Annotated in this window: 15 protein-coding genes; 7 read left to right on the top strand and 8 right to left on the bottom strand. The window is 60.8% G+C overall.

Annotated elements, in window-relative coordinates; all coding sequences use genetic code 11:
* Positions 1-110: 110 nt before the first annotated feature.
* Both WJU23_RS01430 and WJU23_RS01435 read right to left on the bottom strand, forming a co-directional pair.
* A complete protein-coding gene (locus tag WJU23_RS01430; protein ID WP_346330741.1) occupies positions 111-1,055 on the bottom strand; it encodes a YafY family protein in 945 nt (314 codons plus the stop codon).
* Between the two features lie 199 nt (positions 1,056-1,254).
* A complete protein-coding gene (locus WJU23_RS01435) occupies positions 1,255-2,592 on the bottom strand; it encodes a DUF1552 domain-containing protein (RefSeq protein WP_346330742.1) in 1,338 nt (445 codons plus the stop codon).
* A gap of 193 nt (positions 2,593-2,785) precedes the next feature.
* Here WJU23_RS01435 and WJU23_RS01440 point away from each other — a divergent pair, with 193 nt between their 5' ends.
* Entirely contained in the window at positions 2,786-5,023 is a 2,238-nt protein-coding gene (locus WJU23_RS01440; protein ID WP_346330743.1) for a heavy metal translocating P-type ATPase, read from the top strand.
* Positions 5,024-5,055: 32 nt separating this feature from the next.
* Here the strand turns inward: WJU23_RS01440 and ispG are convergent, their stop codons facing one another.
* Positions 5,056-6,879 carry a (E)-4-hydroxy-3-methylbut-2-enyl-diphosphate synthase gene (gene ispG, locus WJU23_RS01445; protein WP_346330744.1) on the bottom strand — a complete coding sequence of 608 codons (1,824 nt, stop codon included), beginning with the start codon at positions 6,877-6,879 and terminating at the stop codon, positions 5,056-5,058.
* Between the two features lie 173 nt (positions 6,880-7,052).
* Here ispG and WJU23_RS01450 point away from each other — a divergent pair, with 173 nt between their 5' ends.
* Complete coding sequence (locus WJU23_RS01450) at positions 7,053-7,664, top strand: Uma2 family endonuclease (protein WP_346330745.1); 612 nt, start codon at positions 7,053-7,055, stop codon at positions 7,662-7,664.
* 126 nt (positions 7,665-7,790) lie between these two features.
* On the opposite strand, the gene rseP is transcribed toward WJU23_RS01450, so the two are convergent.
* The 3 genes from rseP to WJU23_RS01465 form a co-directional block, all read right to left on the bottom strand.
* Positions 7,791-9,308 (bottom strand): RIP metalloprotease RseP, encoded by a 1,518-nt coding sequence (gene rseP, locus WJU23_RS01455; RefSeq protein ID WP_346330746.1) that lies wholly within the window; start codon positions 9,306-9,308, stop codon positions 7,791-7,793.
* A 110-nt stretch (positions 9,309-9,418) separates the two neighbouring features.
* Positions 9,419-10,585: a hypothetical protein gene (locus tag WJU23_RS01460; RefSeq protein ID WP_346330747.1), complete on the bottom strand. Its 1,167-nt coding sequence runs from the start codon at positions 10,583-10,585 to the stop codon at positions 9,419-9,421.
* A gap of 310 nt (positions 10,586-10,895) precedes the next feature.
* On the bottom strand, positions 10,896-11,285 hold the full coding sequence (locus WJU23_RS01465; RefSeq protein ID WP_346330748.1) for a molybdenum cofactor biosynthesis protein MoaE: 390 nt from the start codon (positions 11,283-11,285) through the stop codon (positions 10,896-10,898).
* A gap of 82 nt (positions 11,286-11,367) precedes the next feature.
* Here WJU23_RS01465 and WJU23_RS01470 point away from each other — a divergent pair, with 82 nt between their 5' ends.
* The 5 genes from WJU23_RS01470 to WJU23_RS01490 all read left to right on the top strand — a co-directional run bounded on the left by WJU23_RS01470 (position 11,368) and on the right by WJU23_RS01490 (position 14,760).
* Entirely contained in the window at positions 11,368-11,754 is a 387-nt protein-coding gene (locus WJU23_RS01470; protein ID WP_346330749.1) for a globin, read from the top strand.
* Positions 11,751-12,692 carry a 2-hydroxyacid dehydrogenase gene (locus WJU23_RS01475; protein WP_346330750.1) on the top strand — a complete coding sequence of 314 codons (942 nt, stop codon included), beginning with the start codon at positions 11,751-11,753 and terminating at the stop codon, positions 12,690-12,692. The genes WJU23_RS01470 and WJU23_RS01475 overlap by 4 nt, the downstream gene beginning before the upstream one ends.
* Positions 12,693-12,737: 45 nt before the next feature.
* The gene (locus tag WJU23_RS01480; RefSeq protein WP_346330751.1) at positions 12,738-13,331 is read left to right on the top strand and encodes a hypothetical protein; all 594 of its coding nucleotides are present in this window, start codon (positions 12,738-12,740) and stop codon (positions 13,329-13,331) included.
* Positions 13,332-13,412: 81 nt separating this feature from the next.
* Positions 13,413-14,366, top strand: coding sequence for a transaldolase (tal, locus tag WJU23_RS01485; RefSeq protein WP_346330752.1), 954 nt, complete (start codon positions 13,413-13,415; stop codon positions 14,364-14,366).
* Positions 14,367-14,571: 205 nt separating this feature from the next.
* Positions 14,572-14,760: a hypothetical protein gene (locus tag WJU23_RS01490; protein WP_346330753.1), complete on the top strand. Its 189-nt coding sequence runs from the start codon at positions 14,572-14,574 to the stop codon at positions 14,758-14,760.
* A gap of 21 nt (positions 14,761-14,781) precedes the next feature.
* Here WJU23_RS01490 and WJU23_RS01495 read toward each other — a convergent pair whose 3' ends face one another.
* Together WJU23_RS01495 and folE2 are read right to left on the bottom strand one after the other, a co-directional pair.
* Entirely contained in the window at positions 14,782-16,899 is a 2,118-nt protein-coding gene (locus tag WJU23_RS01495; protein WP_346330754.1) for a DUF1549 and DUF1553 domain-containing protein, read from the bottom strand.
* 165 nt (positions 16,900-17,064) lie between these two features.
* A complete protein-coding gene (folE2, locus tag WJU23_RS01500; protein WP_346330755.1) occupies positions 17,065-17,856 on the bottom strand; it encodes a GTP cyclohydrolase FolE2 in 792 nt (263 codons plus the stop codon).
* Between the last annotated feature and the right edge of the window lie 36 nt (positions 17,857-17,892).

Raw genomic sequence — 17,892 nt, forward strand, 5'->3', positions numbered from 1 at the left:
GATGTGTGTTTGGTTTGATCGCCCTCCATTTTGGAGGTCGGAGGCATAAAAGCAGGGACCGCTGACAACCCTATGTCAGGAGGGTTTTACAAGAGTGAAATAATTTTCATTCAGGCATGAGCCTGGGCGATCTTCACCGCCATCTCATGCATCGTGGCCCGCATCTCCGGCGGATGCAGCACCTGGGCCTGAGGGCCGAGGCTGAGCAGCCAGCCCACCAGCCAGTCCTGCGAATAAGCCACCATCTCCACACGCACCCGGCCATCCGGAAGGGGCTCCTCGGTCACTTGCGGGCACATCATCTCCCGCCGGACCCGATCCATGACGGAAGGATGAAAAACGATGGTGACGCGGGTGGGCTCCTGCTCATGGAGCACACTGGCCAGAAAGGTCTTCACGGAGAAGTCATCATGACCGCTGAAGACCTCCGGCAGCACCTCCCAGCTCACCACTCTGTCCAGGCGAAAATCGCGGAAATCCCCCCGCAGGCGGCAGTAGGCAATGAGGTGCCATTCCCGCGCATAAAACATCATGCCCAGCGGTTCCACCGTGCGGGTGGTGTGCTCCCCGCGCCCGCCGGCATTGTAGCACAGGGCCACGCAGCGGCGTTGCACCAGTGCCTGCTGCAGCGGCATGAGGGAGCGCCCTTCTTCCTCCTTCAGCGGCGAGCTGATCCACACCCCGACGGATTTTTTCAGCTTGCTCAGATGATCCTGGCGCTCCTTGGGCAGCACCGCGCGGACTTTTAATAAAGCCGAACGCAGAGCCCCGCGAAGGGAGTCATCCGCCACCTGCTCCGTCACCTCCCCGCTCATGAAAAGGGCCGCCGCTTCATGTTCCGTAAACATGACCGGCGGGATGTGGTAACCGCGCATGAGGCTGTAACCCACGCCTGCCTCCGCCACAATGGGCACCCCCGCCTCCCCCAGCGCCGCCAGGTCCCGGTACACCGTGCGCACGCTCATCTCATAATGCGCGGCGATCTGTTCTGCCGTAATGACACGGTGGCTTTGCAGCAGCAGGATCATGCCGGTAAGCCGGTCAATGCGGTTCATAGGCGGGAGAGGTCAGCCCGGAAATTGCGAAGGATCAGCCGCTGCACAAGGCCGCAGTTTCAGGGCGAAGGGAATGGCAGTTCCCTGTTCTTTCACCAAGTGACATGATGAGTATATTACCCATGATGTCACTTGATAGAATCCAGGGCTGAAGGGACGCTGTTTGGGAAGCGAATGCCCGCATCACTTTAATCGCCCCTCACACCAGATCCGGCAGCGGATTGTCCGCATCGCCAAACTGGCTGGTCTTCACGCCCATGCGGTCCATCATGGCCAGGTGCAGGCGGCAGAGTTTGCGGTTGGGGTCCTTGCTGTAATCGAAGTAGCGTCCGCCGCGCAGCGTGCCGCCACCGCCACCGGCGAGGATGAGGGGAAGCTGGGTGGAGTCGTGGGCATTGCCATCATACAGGCTGGAGGTGAGCATGATCATGCTGTTGTCCAAAAGGGTGCGTTCACCCTCCTGGGTGGCTTCCATTTTTTGCAGGGCCTCAGACCACACCTTTACCATGTATTCATTGGCCTTCTGGTAGGAGGCCAGGCGGTCGGCATCATTGGCGTGATGGGAAAGCTCATGCTGGCCACCTTTGATGCCCAGGAAACCGAAGTTCATGTTGGAAAGGTCATTGGTCAGCATGTTTGTCACCACGCGGGTGCGGTCCATCTGGAAGGCCAGGACCATGATGTCCAGCATCAGCTTCACATGCTCTTCCTGCTGCGCAGGGATGCCGGAGGCGGGGCGTGCCAGCCAGGGCTTGGTCACACTTGGATGCCAGCCGCGCGTGGTGGCCTCAGCAGTGCTGAGTTTTTCAGAGCGCTCGATGCGCTGCTCCAGGTCTCGCACGGAGGTGAGGTATTCGTCCAGCTTCTGGCCGTCGCGGCGGCTCAGTTTGCCGCGCAGGCTGCTGGCATCCTGCATCACCAGGTCCAGCACACTCTTGTCACGGGCGCGTTTGCTGCCGTCATCAAAGAGCTGGTCGAAGGCCTGCTGCGGATAGATCTCCTTGGGCGCAGGCGTCGTCGGGCTGCTCCAGGAAAGGTAGGCGGAGTAAAGGGAGGTATAACCGCTGTCGGTGCTGTAGCGGGGGCCCTCGGTACCAATGGCCAGGCTGGCCACGGGTGTCTGCTGGCCGATCTTGTTGGCGATGATCTGATCCATCGTCAGGCCCACTTCCACATCCGTCGTCGTCTGCTTCACCTTCAGGCCGGAGAGGATGTTCATCTTCGGATAATGCCCGCCGGGACCTGCAACGGTGGACGGATTCCACAGGCCTTTGAAGACCATCACTTTATTCTTCACCGGCTCCAGCGGCTTCAGCGTTTGCAGAAACTCCAGGCCGCCAGGGCCGTTCGAGGCACCCCAATGATGCGGGTTCACCCCATTGCCGAAAAAGCAGATGCCCAGACGCCGTGGAGCCTGCGGCGTACCTTTGACCACCGGAGCGCCAAAGGACGAAACCGACTCAAACCACGGCAGGCCGAGCAGGATGCCTGCACCACGCAGGAACTGACGACGGGAAGACTGGGAAGAATTTTTCATGAAGGGGGGACCAAGAGACTACGTGCCTCACAGGCGCAAGATTTCGGCCAATCTACACGCTGTAGCCGCTTTGGGCAAGGTGTGTGGATGTCCTCTCCATTATCTGAAAGGAGATGCCAGCCTTCCAAAACGACGCCTAAATTCCCAAAAAACGCGCAGTGTTTCCCAGATAATACCGTATCGTGTATCCTGCATGACCACCGACGCTCCTCCCTCAAACTCCTGGAGCCAGGCGCTCGCCGATTTCCTTTTGGAGCAGCAGGGCGTGGAGGCCATCCGGGTGAATCCAGACGAGCGCAGTGTCCAGATTGCCACGCTGGGGCAGGTGGATGCGGAGCTTTTGCAGGCGCAGCTTAACCAGGTATTGCGCTCCCTGGACGCCAGCCTGCTGACGGAGTCCCCAGGCAGCACAGTCAGCGGTCTGAAAATGAGCAGCCATGATGGCGAACTGACCCTGCAAAAACCAAGCTGCATTACTGCACCGAAGTTCTGGAAATGGCGCGATTTCGAATGGCCGGAGGCCGAGGAATTGGAGCGTCAAAGCGCCGAGGAATGGCGAATGATGGCCGTGCAGGCCGCCATCTGCGGGGTGGCCTTGGTGGCGGGATATGTGGCCGAAAATGCATTCGCCGTACCGGAGTGGATGGTGCGCTGTTTCTATGGTGTGGCGCTCATCAGCGGCGGCTGGGATGCGGCCAAGGACGCTTGGGAAAACATCCAAGAAAAGCGCCTGGATGTGCACTTCCTCATGCTCGCCGTGGCGACTGGAGCCGTGGCCATCGGCGCTTGGGAAGAGGGTGCTCTGTTGCTCTTCCTGTTCTCCACCTCCGGCGCATTGGAGCACTACGTCCTACACCGCACGCATCGTGAAATCAATGCCCTCACCAAGGCCGCACCCAAGCTCGCTCGCGTCGTGTTGCCGGATGGCAAAACGGAGGAACGAGCCGTCTCCGGCCTGCGTGTGGGCGATGTCCTCCAGGTGCGTCCGGCGGAGCTTTTCCCGGTGGATGGCACCGTCACGACCGGCGAGTCCGCAGCAGATGAATCCACCCTCACGGGCGAGGCCGTGCCCATTGACAAAGGCGTTGGCGCGGAGGTCTTCGGCGGAACGCTGAATCTGTGGGGCCTGATTCAAATGCGTGTGGACCGCCCGGCCACTCAGAGCGCCCTGGCGCGGATCATCACCATGATCCAGACCGCCCAGCATCTGCGTGCGCCCAGCCAGCGCTTCACGGACCGATTCGGCACCCGCTACACCCTCTTCACCCTGGCCAGCGTTCTGCTCATGTTTTTCGTCTGGTGGCTGGTCATCGGCATCCCCCCGTTTGAAAACACAGAGGTTTCCAAATCCTCCTTTTACCGTGCCATGACGCTACTGGTGGTCATGAGCCCCTGTGCGCTCGTGCTTTCCATCCCGTCGGCCATCCTCGCGGCCATCGCCTGGGGCGCACGCAGGGGCATCCTTTTCCGAGGTGGAGCGGCCATTGAAAAACTGGCGGAGGTGGACGTCATCGCCATGGATAAAACCGGCACACTTACCGAGGGCAACCTGCGCGTGGCCCAGGTGGAAAGTTTCCCTCCGGGCAAGGAAACGGAGGTGCTACGCCTATGTGTGACCCTGGATGCGAACTCTAACCACCCCATCGCCCACGCCATCACCCGGCATGCGAAGGAACAGGGCATCGAGCCTGGCACGCTGCTCGAATTTCACTCCATCCCCGGCCAGGGGCTGCGCGGCCTAACCAAAGATGGCATCACCTACGTGGGCCGCCGCGAACTCATGGACCAGGGCGACTTCGCCAAATGGCTGAAGGATGTGCCGGATGCCCCGCTGGGCTTTTCTGAAGTGTGGGTGCTGAATGCCCAAACCATGGGCCGCGTGCTGCTGAAGGATGAGATCCGCAGCGGCAGTAAGGCCGTGCTTGCCGCCCTGGCGGAGCAAAACGTCCGCACCATCATGCTCACCGGCGACCGTCGCGCCGCTGCCATCCAGGTGGCGGAGGAGCTGGGCGTAGCGGATGTCCGCGCCGGACTGCATCCGGAGGATAAAGTCAGCGCCATCCGCGAGCTGACCCTCCAGGGTAAAAAAGTGGCGATGGTGGGTGATGGCGTCAACGATGCCCCCAGCCTCGCCGCCGCGTATGTCAGCATCGCCATGGGCGCGCGCGGCAGTGATGCGGCCCTGGAGCAGGCGGATGTCGTGCTCATGCAGGACAAGATTGAAAAGCTCCTCTCTGCCCGCCACATCAGCCAGCAGGCCCGCCGCATCATCCGGCAAAATCTCGCCATCTCCCTCGGCTCCGTCGTCATCATGGCCGTCGCCTCCCTCTTCGGCATCGTCCCGCTGACGCTCGGCGTGCTCACCCATGAAGGCAGCACCGTGGTGGTGTGCCTGAACAGCCTGCGTCTCCTTTTCGTCAAAGAACGTTAGGCACAGTCATTGATTATCTGCGACCTGCGATTTCAGGCGGCAAGGGGTGCATCGAACCAGCGGCCATGCTCTTTGATGAGGTCCACAAGGCGCTCAACGGCTTCCTCTTCAGGGATGTTGAATTTGACGGCGGTTTTGCCGACGTAGAGATTGATCTTGCCGGGTGCGCCGCCGACATAGCCAAAGTCGGCATCGGCCATCTCGCCGGGGCCGTTGACGATGCAACCCATGACGGCGATGCGAACGCCTTTGAGGTGACCGGTGGAGGCGCGGATCTTCTGGGTGGTGCTTTGCAGATTGAATAGTGTGCGGCCACAGCTCGGGCAGGCGACATAGTCGGTCTTGAAGATGCGGACACCGGCGGCCTGCAGGATGTTGTAGCTCAGGCGGAGGGACTGGCCAGGGGCTTCCTCACCCTGGACCAGGATGGCATCGCCAATGCCGTCGCAGAGGAGGGAGCCGATGTTGGTGGCGGCGGTGAGAAGATTGGCGGTGAAGTCGGAGTCCGTATTCGGTGTTCCGTTTTCAGTTTTCAGTTCTGAGGGCTCTGCCTGTGACAGGGTATCCTTGAGCAGGATGGAGTGGCGGGCGTCGAGCTTGGCGGCGAGGAGGCGGAAGGCGTGGATGGGGGCGAGATCGAGACCGTCGGCGATGGTGACGAGGGCGGGGCCGACGGAGGCATTGAGGTCGTGCAGGGCGCTGTCCTGGCGGGGGTCAATGGCGATGACGCCGCTGTCTTCGAGGATGACCTCGGGTTTGAAGTCGCCCAGTTTGTCCATTTTGTGGGAAACGGCATCCCATTTGCGGCGGGAGGTGAAGACGGCGACGGTCGCGCCGCCGCCGATCTCGACGCCGTTGATAGTGAGGCGGTCGGTGGCGCGGCGGCTGTAGGTGAAGGGATCGTAGCTGATGGGCAGGCTGGTGCTGGTGGCTCCGCAATGGCCATCGCGAACACCGGCGAGCACGGATTTCACCAGGGCCTGGGCCACGGGGATCTCATAGATGGCGTCCTCAGTGAGGGAGACGCGGATAGTATCGCCAATGCCATCGGAAAGGAGGGAGCCGATGCCGATGGCGCTCTTGATGCGGCCGTCTTCGCCATCGCCAGCCTCGGTGACGCCGAGGTGGATGGGGTAGTTCCAGTCGCTGCCGAGGTCATTCAAATGGGCGACGAGGAGGCGGTAGGCCTCGATCATGACCTTGGGGTTGCTGGCCTTCATCGAGAAGAGGAAGTTATGGAAATCGTTGGCGCGGGCGATGCGGGCAAATTCCAGGGCGCTTTCCACCATGCCATGGGGGGTGTCCCCATGGCGGTTCATGATGCGGTCGCTTAGGCTGCCGTGATTGGTGCCGATGCGCATGGCGCGGCCAAGACGTTTACACTCCTGCACCAGGGGCACGAACTGGGCCTCCATGTAGGCCACTTCTTCGGCGTATTGCTCGTCCGTGTATTCCTTGACGGCGAACTTCTTTTTGTCGGCGTAGTTGCCAGGATTGACGCGAACTTTTTCCACCCACTTGACGGCCTCCATGGCGGCATCGGGCTTGAAATGGATGTCGGCGACGAGAGGGACATCACAACCGGCGGCGCGAATGCCGTCACGGATGTGCTGGAGATTTTCAGCAATGACTCGGGTCTGCGCGGTGATGCGAACGATCTCGCACCCGGCGGCGGCCAGATCCAAAGACTGGCGGACGCAAGCCTCAACATCGCGCGTATCGCTGGTGATCATGGATTGCACGCGGATGGGGTTGCCGCCGCCGATGCCGACATTGCCCACGGTCACCAGGCGCGTCTCACGGCGCTGGTAATGGTAAAGGTCAGGGCAGTAACGGAGCAGGCTGGTGGCGGTCATGGGATAGCGGGTATGAAACCCCCAAGGTGGCACGTGTGCAATGGGGGATTGGGGATCGAAGAGGGATTGGGGCGGTGGGGTGTGATGGGTATGGGGCCGACCCGGGGGGGCACATCACTCGGATCGCCGCAGTCGCGGGACAGGGAGTGATGGATACCTGTACGGCTTGCGAGATGGGGGAGAAGAAGCAATTTAGAGGTATGATTGATTTGCTGACCAAGCCCGCTTTTCAAAAGCGTGCCTTGCCATTATCCGTGGCGGCGTGGCATGGATTAATCACCAAGAACTTGGTGCCGAAGAGGTCTGAACTCATCCGCGGAATGATTGTTGAGAAGACGCCTAAATCCATTCTGCATGTGAAACTGGTCGGGCGGCTGCTGCAGTTGTTGCAAACTTGGGTGGGCAGCACTCACTGGGTGCGCAAGGAAGACCCGCTCACATTGACCGATTCGGAGCCGGAATCAGATGTGTCAGGACACGAAACTGATTATGTGGCTCATCCTGCCACCGCTCTACTGACGGTGGAGGTCTCCGTTTCCACGCTGGAGGAGGACCGGGAGATGGCGTTGATTTATGCTGAGGCCGGAGTGGCTGAGTTTTGGATCGTGAATGTCCGGCAGCAGGCGATTGAGGTTTACCGGGAGCCGACCCCGGCGGGATACATCAAGGTTGAAAGCATTCCGCTGGAGGGAACGGTTGTTTGCGAGAGCCTTCCGGGGGTGAGGGTGGCGGTGCGGGAGCTTTTTGAAGGGCTGGTGCCGGGTGAACAAGCGGAGCGGGTCTAAAGATGGCAGGTTGAAATGCCAGCTTCACCTCTGCTTGGAGTGGTTAAGCATTCATGGGCTCGGGGTGGACGCAGGGGAATCGCATCACTCGGAGAGTGATGAATACTGTACTTCGGGGAGTGCTGATTACTGCACGGGGCGCTGGTCTTTGGGGAGCCATTTGAGCTCTTCAGCAGGGGCAGGTTTTTTATTGCCGCCAATGAAGATGTCGCCGAGATCCTTGAAGGTGACGAAGAAGATGAATCCGAAAAGGGTGAGGGCGCAGGCGGTCTGGACCCACTCAAGGGCGCGGGAGTGGAGGGGCTTGCGGCGGATGGCCTCGGCAATGGCCATGGTGATATGGCCGCCGTCCAGCACGGGGAAAGGCAGCATGTTCATGATGGCGAGGTTGATGTTCAGGACGACGCTGAACCAGAGGATCTGCAGGAGGGCTGCGGGATCCTGAAGGAGATTGTAATACACCCGTCCAATGCCGACAGGGCCGCTCATGTGGGCGGGGCTGATGTCGGAATTACCGGACACCAGTTTGCTGATCATGCTGAACATGCTGCGAGCGGCATCGGAGATCTGCTCAGAGACAGGGGGGTACGCCAGCTTGCGCTCGCCCGTGGCGTGCCACTCAATCCCGATCATGGGGCGGTTGTAGGCTTCTCCTTCGGGACGCTTGTCAGGAAAACGCGGGGTCAGCGTGACGGAAATCTCGTTGGTGGTGGCGGTCGTGGCCTTTTTATCCTTCCGGCGCACCAGGAGCTGAACGGGCTGTCCGGCTTTGTCTTCGAGGTATTTGGAAAGCTGGATGGGGCCAAGAAGGGGGGTGCCGTCCACGCTGAGGACTTCGTCAAGGGGCTGGAGTCCGGCATCGGCGGCGGGGCTGTTTTCCTGTACTTTGCCAACCATGGGCGTGGACTTGCCCATGATGCCGACCTCGCGAAGGACGGGACGCTCGAAGATGCTTTTCCACCAGGAACTGGGTTTTTTGTCCACATCGGGCCATTGGGCCGCAACGGGGATTTTTTTGATGCCTTCACCCGGACGCTCGACTTCGAAGAGGATTTCGCTGCCTTCGCTGGCGATGACGCCCCAGCGGACGCTGTCCACAAACCCTTCGAAACGGCGGATGGGAAGTCCGTCAATGGTCTTGATGACATCGCCGGGCTTGAGACCTGCTTCCGCAGAGGGGCTGCCCTCGGCGACGTAACCGATGGTGGTGGTGACGAAGGCTTCTGACTGGGGTTTGCCGAGCCAGCTCACCAGGAGGGCGAAGACACAGGCGAGGCCGAAGCTGAAGAGGGGACCGGCGAAAGCGACGATCATTTTGTCTAGCGGCTTGATGGGCGGGAGGGGCTCCTCGGAGGTGGATTCGCCTTCGATAGCACCCATGGGAGCCATTTGAGGGAGTTTGACGAAACCGCCGGCTGGGATGCTGCCGAGGCCGTACTCAACGCCGTTGATGGTTTTTTTCCAGAGGGGCTTGCCGAACCAAATGTAGAAGGCCTCCACTTTGAGGCCGCGCCAGCGGGCGGCGAGGAAATGCCCCCACTCGTGGACGAGGATCATCAAATTGAAGACGAGGAGCACCTCAAAAATAAGGATGATGATGCGGAGCACTTCACCGACGGTGCCAAGAGAGGAAAGCCATTGCATAAGGAAAGAGAAATCTATACGCGCCAAACCGGCGCGCGGACGGAAAGCTAACATCCCAGGCGGCAAGGGCAATCAGCCAATGGTGATTTTATGGATTTTCCAAGGCTGGGCTACCTGCGGCGGGCGACGAGGATGCTGGTGGTGGCGCGATTGTAGAGGTAGCCGAAGCCGAAATCCACGGGCTGGACGCGATGCTGGCCGCTGCGGTAGGCGGCCATTAGGTCGGGCTGCTGCTGGCCGAAGATGCCGAGGGTGCCCTGGTAGTTGCCGTAAAGATCCACGGTGAGGCCGGCCTGGATGAGATCACGATAGGGGATGCCAGAGGGGTCCTGGACGATGCCGGGAGTGCCATGAAGGAGGTAGTGGCGGATGTTGGAGAAGCCGCTGTCGTGCATGAGGTAAGAGGCGCTCTTGACAAGGGCGGGCGGGGTGCCCTGCTTGGCAACGAAGGTGAGGAAGGGGCCGCCGGGCTTGGTGCTGCCATTGGAGAGGTCCTGCCGGAAGTAAAAGAGGCGCTTCATGCCGCCGGAGCCGGAGCGAAAGCGGATCATCAGTCCAGGGGCGGAGCCATTGCTGACGGTCGTCAGAACTGGGGTGCCGGTGCCGTCAAGGCGGACAATGTCCACACTCTCGACGGAGGCACCGGTGCGGGCAAGGAAGGCGAGGAGGACGGGAAGTGTGCCCCGGAAGCGGGTGGACTGGAGGTCGCTGCGCATGTCCTTGGTGATGAAGTAACCAGCACCCAGGATGCTGGCGAGGGACTGGCGTAGGCCGTTGAGGCCTATGGCGATCTCCCCTTCCGTGAGGGTGCGGAGATCTGGAAGAGGCTCGGCGGGCTCGAGGCCGCAAAGAATGTAGGTTTCCGCTGACGGGAAGAGCTGGTGAGCAAAGAGATAATCTGGGCCGCTGAAGGGGTAGAAGAGGGCTCGGTAGCGTTGCAAATCACTGATCTCCTGAGTGGCCCAGGTGCGGACGCGCTGGCCGCGGCCAAGCTCGTGCCGCTGCCACATGGCATTCATCTGCTGCTGGTGGTAAGGCCAGGCGGAGGACTGGCGGCCGGATGACTCCAGCCCGGCGAGCATGCGGGCGACGTCATTGATGGCGGAGGCGCGCAGGGGGACGTTGAGGGCCGCGGCACCCGTGTAGAGGCTGGTCCGGCCTGCAGCTTCCGCCCGGCGGACGGTGGTGATGCCTTCCTCAGGAAGCTGGCAACTGCTGAGCAAAAGGGCGACGCAGGAGGAGAGCAGGAGCGTGCGTTGGGTGAATTCAGGCAGCATAGGCCTGAAAATGTAACAAGAGGTGTGCCTTCTGAAACTGACGATTAAAGGAGGAAGGTGCGTTTATTTCGAGTGAGTTTGGTGATTGTGGTAATTCGATGGAATTTTTTTAGGCTGGTTGATCATCAGGTGTAGCCGGAGGTGAAGTTTATGGGAATGAGGGGAAGAGTTGGTTGCGGGCAATGGGCTGTTTTTCCCTGATAAAAATCAGTTGCGGCGCAGCAGTGCTACGTGGCTCAGTTGGGCTCCAACTGAGGTTTGGGGATGCTGCGGGCGAAAATTTGCAAAAGTGCTGCGGATATCCGGGATGTCAGTTGCGGCGCAACTGAGCTACAGGGCGCTTCCAGATGGGGACGCGCGTCTTGATCTCATGGAGGTACCAGCGGCAGAGGTCGAAGGCGGCGGCACTGTGCTTGGTACGCACCCAGATGAGAATGGAAGGCTGGGCAGCGGGGACGAAGCCGAGCCGGTGCTGGATGAAGACCTGGTGGGAGCCGTGGTCCTGCTGGCCCTGGGCGATGAGCTCTTCCAACATGCGGGAGGCCATGGGGAGGTAGGCAGTGTAATCTATACCGGTGATTTCCTGGTCAGCCTCCAGCTCGCGGACGACGCCAAGGAATCGTACCTCTGCACCGAGACCGGGGCCGAAGGGGGAGGTGGTATCCGGGATGGGATCGGTGGAGAGGAGGAAGGGGGGCATGGGGCGGGGATTTTATAACTGCGGCTTGTGCAAAATCCATCCGATGCTGGAAATGAAGGCAGGGCTGGCCATGGATAGGGGCATGGATGCTGTAGGCAATTTATATCATGAACTGGGCGAGGAACGGCTGCGGATGCTGGTGGGGGCGTTTTATAGACGGGTGCGGGAGGATGATCTGATCGGCAAGATGTATCCGCCAGATGACTGGGAGGGGGCGGAGAAGAGGCTGGCGGACTTTTTGATCTACCGATTTGGCGGGCCGCAGACATACATTGAGGAACGGGGACATCCGAGGCTGCGGGGGCGGCACATGCCGTTTTCCATCGGGGTGGCGGAGAGGGACCGGTGGCTGGACCTGATGGGGGCGGCGATGCGGGAGGTTGAGATGCCGGTGGAACTGGTGCCGGTGGTGGGAGCGTTTTTTGCGCAGACGGCGGACTTCATGCGGAACCGGGAGGAGCAGCCATGAAACCAGACGTACTGGTGCTGGCGGCGCTGCCGGATTTTTTGATGGAGCCGCTGAGGGCGGTGGCGGTATGTCATGATTTTTGGCAGGCGGATGATGCGGACAAAGAAGCACTGCTGACGGAGGCGGGGCCGCGAATCCGAGGTGTGGTGATGGCGGGGGGAAGTGTGGCACCGGTGGAGATGCTGGAGAGGCTGCCTGCACTGGAGATCGTCAGCGTCTTTGGCGTGGGCTATGACGGGGTGCCGGTGGGCTACTGTGAAAAGCGCGGCATCCGGGTGACGAATACGCCGGATGTGCTGACGGATGATGTGGCGGACATTGCGGTGGCACTGGTGCTGATGACCAGCAGGCGGCTGGCAGCGGCGGAGCGGTTTGTGCGGAACGGGGAGTGGATGAAGGGGGCTTTTCCGCTGGCACATGCGCTGCGGGGGAAGACGGCGGGGATCCTGGGCCTGGGGAGGATCGGCAAGGCAATCGCGGAGCGGCTGAGGGCGCATGGGATGCAGGTGGCCTATCACGGGCGGAAGGCGCAGGCGGTGGCATACCGGTTTTGTGACAGCCTGAAGGAGCTGGCGGAGGTGGCGGATTTCCTGATCGTGGCCTGCCCGGGCGGACCGGGGACGCGGCACCTGGTGGATGCGGATATTTTGTCTGCGCTGGGGCCGGACGGGACGCTGATCAACATCGCCCGCGGGAGCGTGGTGGATGAAGGGGCACTGGTGGCGGCTCTGGAAAAGGGGAGCCTGAGAGGGGCGGGGCTGGATGTTTTTGAGCATGAACCGGCGGTGCCGGAGGCGCTGCTGAAAAGTGAGCGGGTGGTGCTGCTGCCGCATGTGGGCAGCGGGACGCAGGAGACGCGGCGGGAAATGGCGCGGCTGTGTGTGGGGAATGTGGCAGCGCACTTCGCGGGAGAGGCGCTGCTGACGCCAGTGGTGTGAAAATGGCAGGTTGTCAGATTTGCCGGGGCGTTGCAGGATAAACCCATGAAAGTCATTCTTGCTGCACTGCTGGCCGCGATTGTTTCCTTTGCCTGGGGTGCCTGCTCCTGGATGGTCATGGACTGGCATGAGCAGGGGCTGCATGATTTTAAAGACGAAGCGGCGGTGGCGGAGGTGATCAAGGCGAATGCGACCCATGGGACGGGCATTTATACCCTGCCCTTCCCGCGCAAGCCGGTAAGCTATGCGGACCCGGCTGAAAAGGAGCGGCTAAATGACACCCTCATCGAACGCAAAGAGGCTGGACCGTATGTGTATGCGACGGTGCGGCCAGGGAAACTGGAGGCGAATTTGTATGAAAGCCTGGGGTGGAGCTTTGGGCGGTCCTTCCTGGCGGCGCTTCTGCTGGGGGCGTTGCTGCACCAGACGGTGCTGGCTTTCCCGGCACGGCTGGCTTTCTGTGCGGGCGCGGGGCTGTTTGCGGCAGTGGTGTGCATCGTGCCGGAGCGGATCTGGTTTGAGCTGCCGCTGCGGGAGGTGGTCGTGGGGATGGCGGATTGTGTGATCGAATGGACGCTTGCGGGGGTGGTTTTGGCGCTGATGCTGGGCAAGGAGCCGACGGACCGGGACGTGAGCTGAGCCGGCTCAATTTGAGGCCGTATTCACCACTACTTGCATCCGGGCGGCATGGACGTATTCTGCCTGCCCAAAATACCAAGTATGAACCAGCTCGATCAGCTCAAGCAGCACACCACCGTTGTGGCGGACACTGGCGACTTTGAGGCCATGAAGGCCTATAAGCCGCAGGACGCGACCACGAACCCCTCCCTCATCCTCCAGGCCTCCCAGAAGGCGGAGTATAAATCGCTGGTGGACCAGGCGATCGCTGAATACAAAGGCGGCACACTTTCCGGAGCGGCGAAGGTGGAAGCGATCATGGACCGGATTTTGATCCTGTTTGGCGCAGAAATTTTGAAGATCGTGCCAGGCCGCGTCTCCACGGAAGTGGATGCCCGCCTGTCCTTTGACACCCAGGGGAATGTGGACAAGGCCCGCCACCTCATCGGCATGTATGAAAAGGAAGGCATCGGCCGCGAGCGCGTGCTGATCAAGATCGCCTCCACCTGGGAAGGCATCAAGGCGGCGGAGATCCTGCAGAAGGAAGGCATCAACTGCAACCTGACGCTGCTGTTCAGCCTGGCGCAGGCAGTGGCGTGCGCAGAGGGCGGCATCAAGCTCATCTCCCCCTTTGTGGGCCGCATCCTGGACTGGCACAAGAAAAGCACGGGCAAAGACTACGCACCAAGCGAAGACCCTGGTGTGGAATCCGTGACGCAGATCTACAATTACTACAAGCACTTCGGCTACCAGACGGAAGTGATGGGTGCCAGCTTCCGCAACAAGGGCGAGATCACCGAACTGGCCGGCTGCGACCTGCTGACCATCAGCCCCGGTCTGCTGGGTGAGCTGGCGGCGGCTGAAGAGCCGATCACGGCCAAGCTGAACGTGGAAAACGCGAAGTCCCTGAAGATTGACCGCATCGGCAGCGACGAGAAGACCTTCCGCTGGCTGTTCAACGAAGACGCGATGGCGACGGAGAAGACAGCCGAAGGCATCCGCAACTTTGGCAAGGACATCGTGAAGCTGGAAAAGCTGATCGAAGCGAACTTGTAATCTAAAAGCGGATTTTTCCGCTGACTGAGAACGAAAAAAGTGGGCGCGATTCCAAAAGGGATCGCGCTTTTTCGTGGGTTGAGGGGGCGGGGCAGGTGAGGTAATTCCTGACTCTCAATCCAGGAAAAGTTTCCCGTGAAGAACTGAAACAACTGTGCGAACAGTTAGGCACACCTGAACTGGCCATCCGACTGGCGGCGTTTTTATGAAAATTGACTTCGATTTCGAGCTTCCTGATTGTGCAGGACCTGACTTTGAAACACCGCGTCTGAATACGGAACACTATGAGCGGTTTATCGAATTCAACCAAACGGTGATCCGGGAAAACGGGCTGATTGAGCAGGTGCTGGCGGCACGGTCTCAGCCGGTAGATGCGGTGTTTTCTCTCGATTGAGTGGGGGCAATCTGCCGCCCCTCACCGGCGGAGGACGAATTCCTTGGCGTTGATGAGGGACCAGGCGATGTCCTCCAGGGCGGCGCGGCGATCTTGGGCGGAGGAGAGGAGGGACTCCATGACGGTGGACTCATCGCGGCTAGGGGCGCGGGTCAGGAGGGCCCAGTAGAGGTCGCGGACGACGGCGGCGGAGTCGTTGTTTTTGTCGAGGGAGGCGAGGCGGTTGTCCTTGTCGCTGAGGAGCCGGCCCACGATGGGGCCGCTGATGAACTGAAAGATCTGGCCGAGATTGGTATCGCTGGCGCGCTCGCACTCGCAGCTCAGCTCGCGCTTGGGACGGCCGAACTGGACGAGGAAAGCCTCCGGGGACATGGGGTCGGGGCTGCCGCGACCGCCTTTGGGGCCGGCGAGCTGCCCGGCACGGGTGCCCTGTTTATCCAATGAGGGGCGGACGCCGAGGGCGAGGTGCAGGGAATCAAAAAGCTGCTCGGCACTGAGGCGGCGGGGGAGGTTGTGGGAGTAGTTGATCTCATCGGCGGCATTCGTGCTGCTGGGCTTGCTGTCCAGCTGATAGGTGCGGCTGAGCATGATGGTGCGGATCAGGTGGCGGAGATCGAAACCGCTTTTGACGAAATCCTGGGCGAGGTCATCCAGCAGAGCGGGATGGCTGGCGGGGTTGGTGAGTCGGAAGTCATCCACAGGGTCCACGAGACCACGGCCCATGAGATGATACCAGATGCGGTTGACCTGGGATTTGGCGAAAAGGGGATTCTCCGGTCCGGTGAGCCAGACGGAGGCGGCCTGGAGGGAATCCTGACCTCCGGCGAGCTTGGGCATATCGGCACCGAGGAAGCGGGGGCTGGCTTTTTCCCCAGTGCGGGGATTGTCCACGGACAGCTTGGGATTCAAGAAGACGATTTGCTCGCCGTTGAACTCGTGCTTGTCATTTTTGTCACGCCTTTTGTTATCCCCAATGATTTTGTAATCCACCTGGCTGAAGACGGCGGACCAGTTGTAGTAGTCGTCCTGGGTCCAGCGGTCAAAGGGGTGGTTATGGCATTCGGCGCACTGGAGTCGGGTGCCGAGGAAGACCTGGGCGGCGGCGACGGCGCGGGCGGCGGGGGTGCGGTTGGCGCGGTAAAAATTAGACGGGGCTTCTTTGTAGGTGCTGCCGCGGGCGGCGACCATGTCCCGCACCATGGAATCCACAGGCCGGTTTTGGGCGATGCAGTCGCGGATCCAGCCATGGAAGGCTTTGAGGCCGGTGTCATCCAGGGTGCGGCCTTCGGCCTTGAGGACATCGGCCCATTTGAGGGCCCAGAAGTCTGCGAATTCCTGGCGAACCAGAAGTTTGTCCACAAGACGGGCGCGTTTGTCCGGGCGCTTGTCGGCGGCAAAGGTGCGGGCTTCTTCGGCAGTGGGGACCATGCCGAGGAGATCCAGCGAGGCCCGGCGGAGGAAGACATCATCGGAGCAGACGGCGCTAGGATTGATGCGCAGGGTCTTCAGCTTGGTGAAGATGTGGCCGTCCACATAGTTATCGCGGCGAGGGCGGGCCCAGACAAAGTCCGGACTGGCGCGGAGGAAGGTGAGGCGGACGGGGACGCTCTGGTCCAGGAAGCGGACGAGGACGGTGGGCTCGCCAAATTCGAGGCGCTTGACGAGGCCGCCGTGGGAGACTTCCACGAGGCCGTTTTGCAAAGGTTCATAGACGGCCTGGGCGGTGACATCGCGCTGGCTGCCATCGGAAAAAGTGACTTTGGCGGTCAGTTGGACGGTGTCCTGGGCTTCATCAAGAATGGCTTCAGGCGGGGTGACTTCTAGTTTTTTGACGCGCAGGTCCTTGGCTCTGGCAGGGGGCATGCCGTAGGCAATCCAATCCCGGAGGACCCGATATTCCCAACCCTTGGGGTCCAGACGCTTGCCGCCTTCGTGGGCCAGTTTGTTGCTGCCTTTGACCAAGATGAGACTGTCATCCGGAGAGAAGGCATTGACGCGGCGGCCAGAGACGTCGCGGCTGAGGGCCGTAAAATCATAGTCCATGTCCTGACCGCGCAGGGAGAGCTTGAAGCCGCCTTTGCCGGTGGCATTGCCATGACAGGTGCCGAGGTTGCAACCGGCCTTGGAAATGGCGGCCATGACATCATTGCGAAAGGAGGGGGCGTCTTTTCCATGAGCGGCGACTGCCCCGAGGGCAAGCAAGGTTAACAGACGCAATGATGATAGCGGAACTGGCATGGACAACTGAAACCTACGCAGCTTCTGGGCCTGATTTTGCGCAAGACGGGAAGATGCCCCCGATGATCAGCTTTCGACCGTATTGGTGCTCTCGATGACGGCCCAGGCGTTGTGATTGTGGATGGACTCGTAGTTTTCAGCCTCCACCCGGAACCATTTGATCTTTTTGTGCGCAGAGGCCTTCTGGGCAATGCTGCGGACGAGGTCTTCGACGAAAACGGGATTGTCGTAGGCGGCCTCGGTGACGTATTTTTCGTCTGGACGCTTGAGGACACTGTAGAGCTGGCTGCTGGCGCTGGCTTCGACAAGCTCAATCATGTCCTCAATCCAGATGGGCTGGCGGAAACGGACGGAAAAAGTGACGGTGCCACGCTGGTTATGGGCACCGCGCTCGCTGATGGCTTTGGAGCAGGGGCAGAGGGTGGTGACGGGAACCTCGACGGTGACCACGTAGTCTATTTCATCACCTTCGGCATCCACGGCAAAGATCACGCCATAATCCAGCAGGCCTTCAGCCTTGGTGATGGGCGCGCGCTTGGCCCGAAAGTAGGGGAAGCGCATCTCGACATGGGCCTTGCGGGCATTGAGCCGGGCCAGCAGCTCCTTGGGCATGGCAGCAATGCTGGCGACGGTGAGCTCGCGGCCATGGGCGTGGAGAATCTCCACAAACCGGCTCATGTGAGTGCCCTTGTAGTGATGAGGGAGGTCCACCGCCATGGTCACGGTGGCCACAGTGTGCTGCTGGGCCTGGTCGCGATCCCGAATGCGCAGAGGGAAGCGCAGGTTTTTCACGCCAACGCGGTCAATGGCGATCTTGCGGTCGTCCCGCTCGTTCTGGGTGTCTTTGAGATTGGGCATCCGGGGTAATACGAAACAAAATTTCCCACTGCCGCA

Origin of the sequence: Prosthecobacter sp. SYSU 5D2 (assembly GCF_039655865.1) — a bacterium.
Classification (GTDB): domain Bacteria; phylum Verrucomicrobiota; class Verrucomicrobiia; order Verrucomicrobiales; family Verrucomicrobiaceae; genus Prosthecobacter.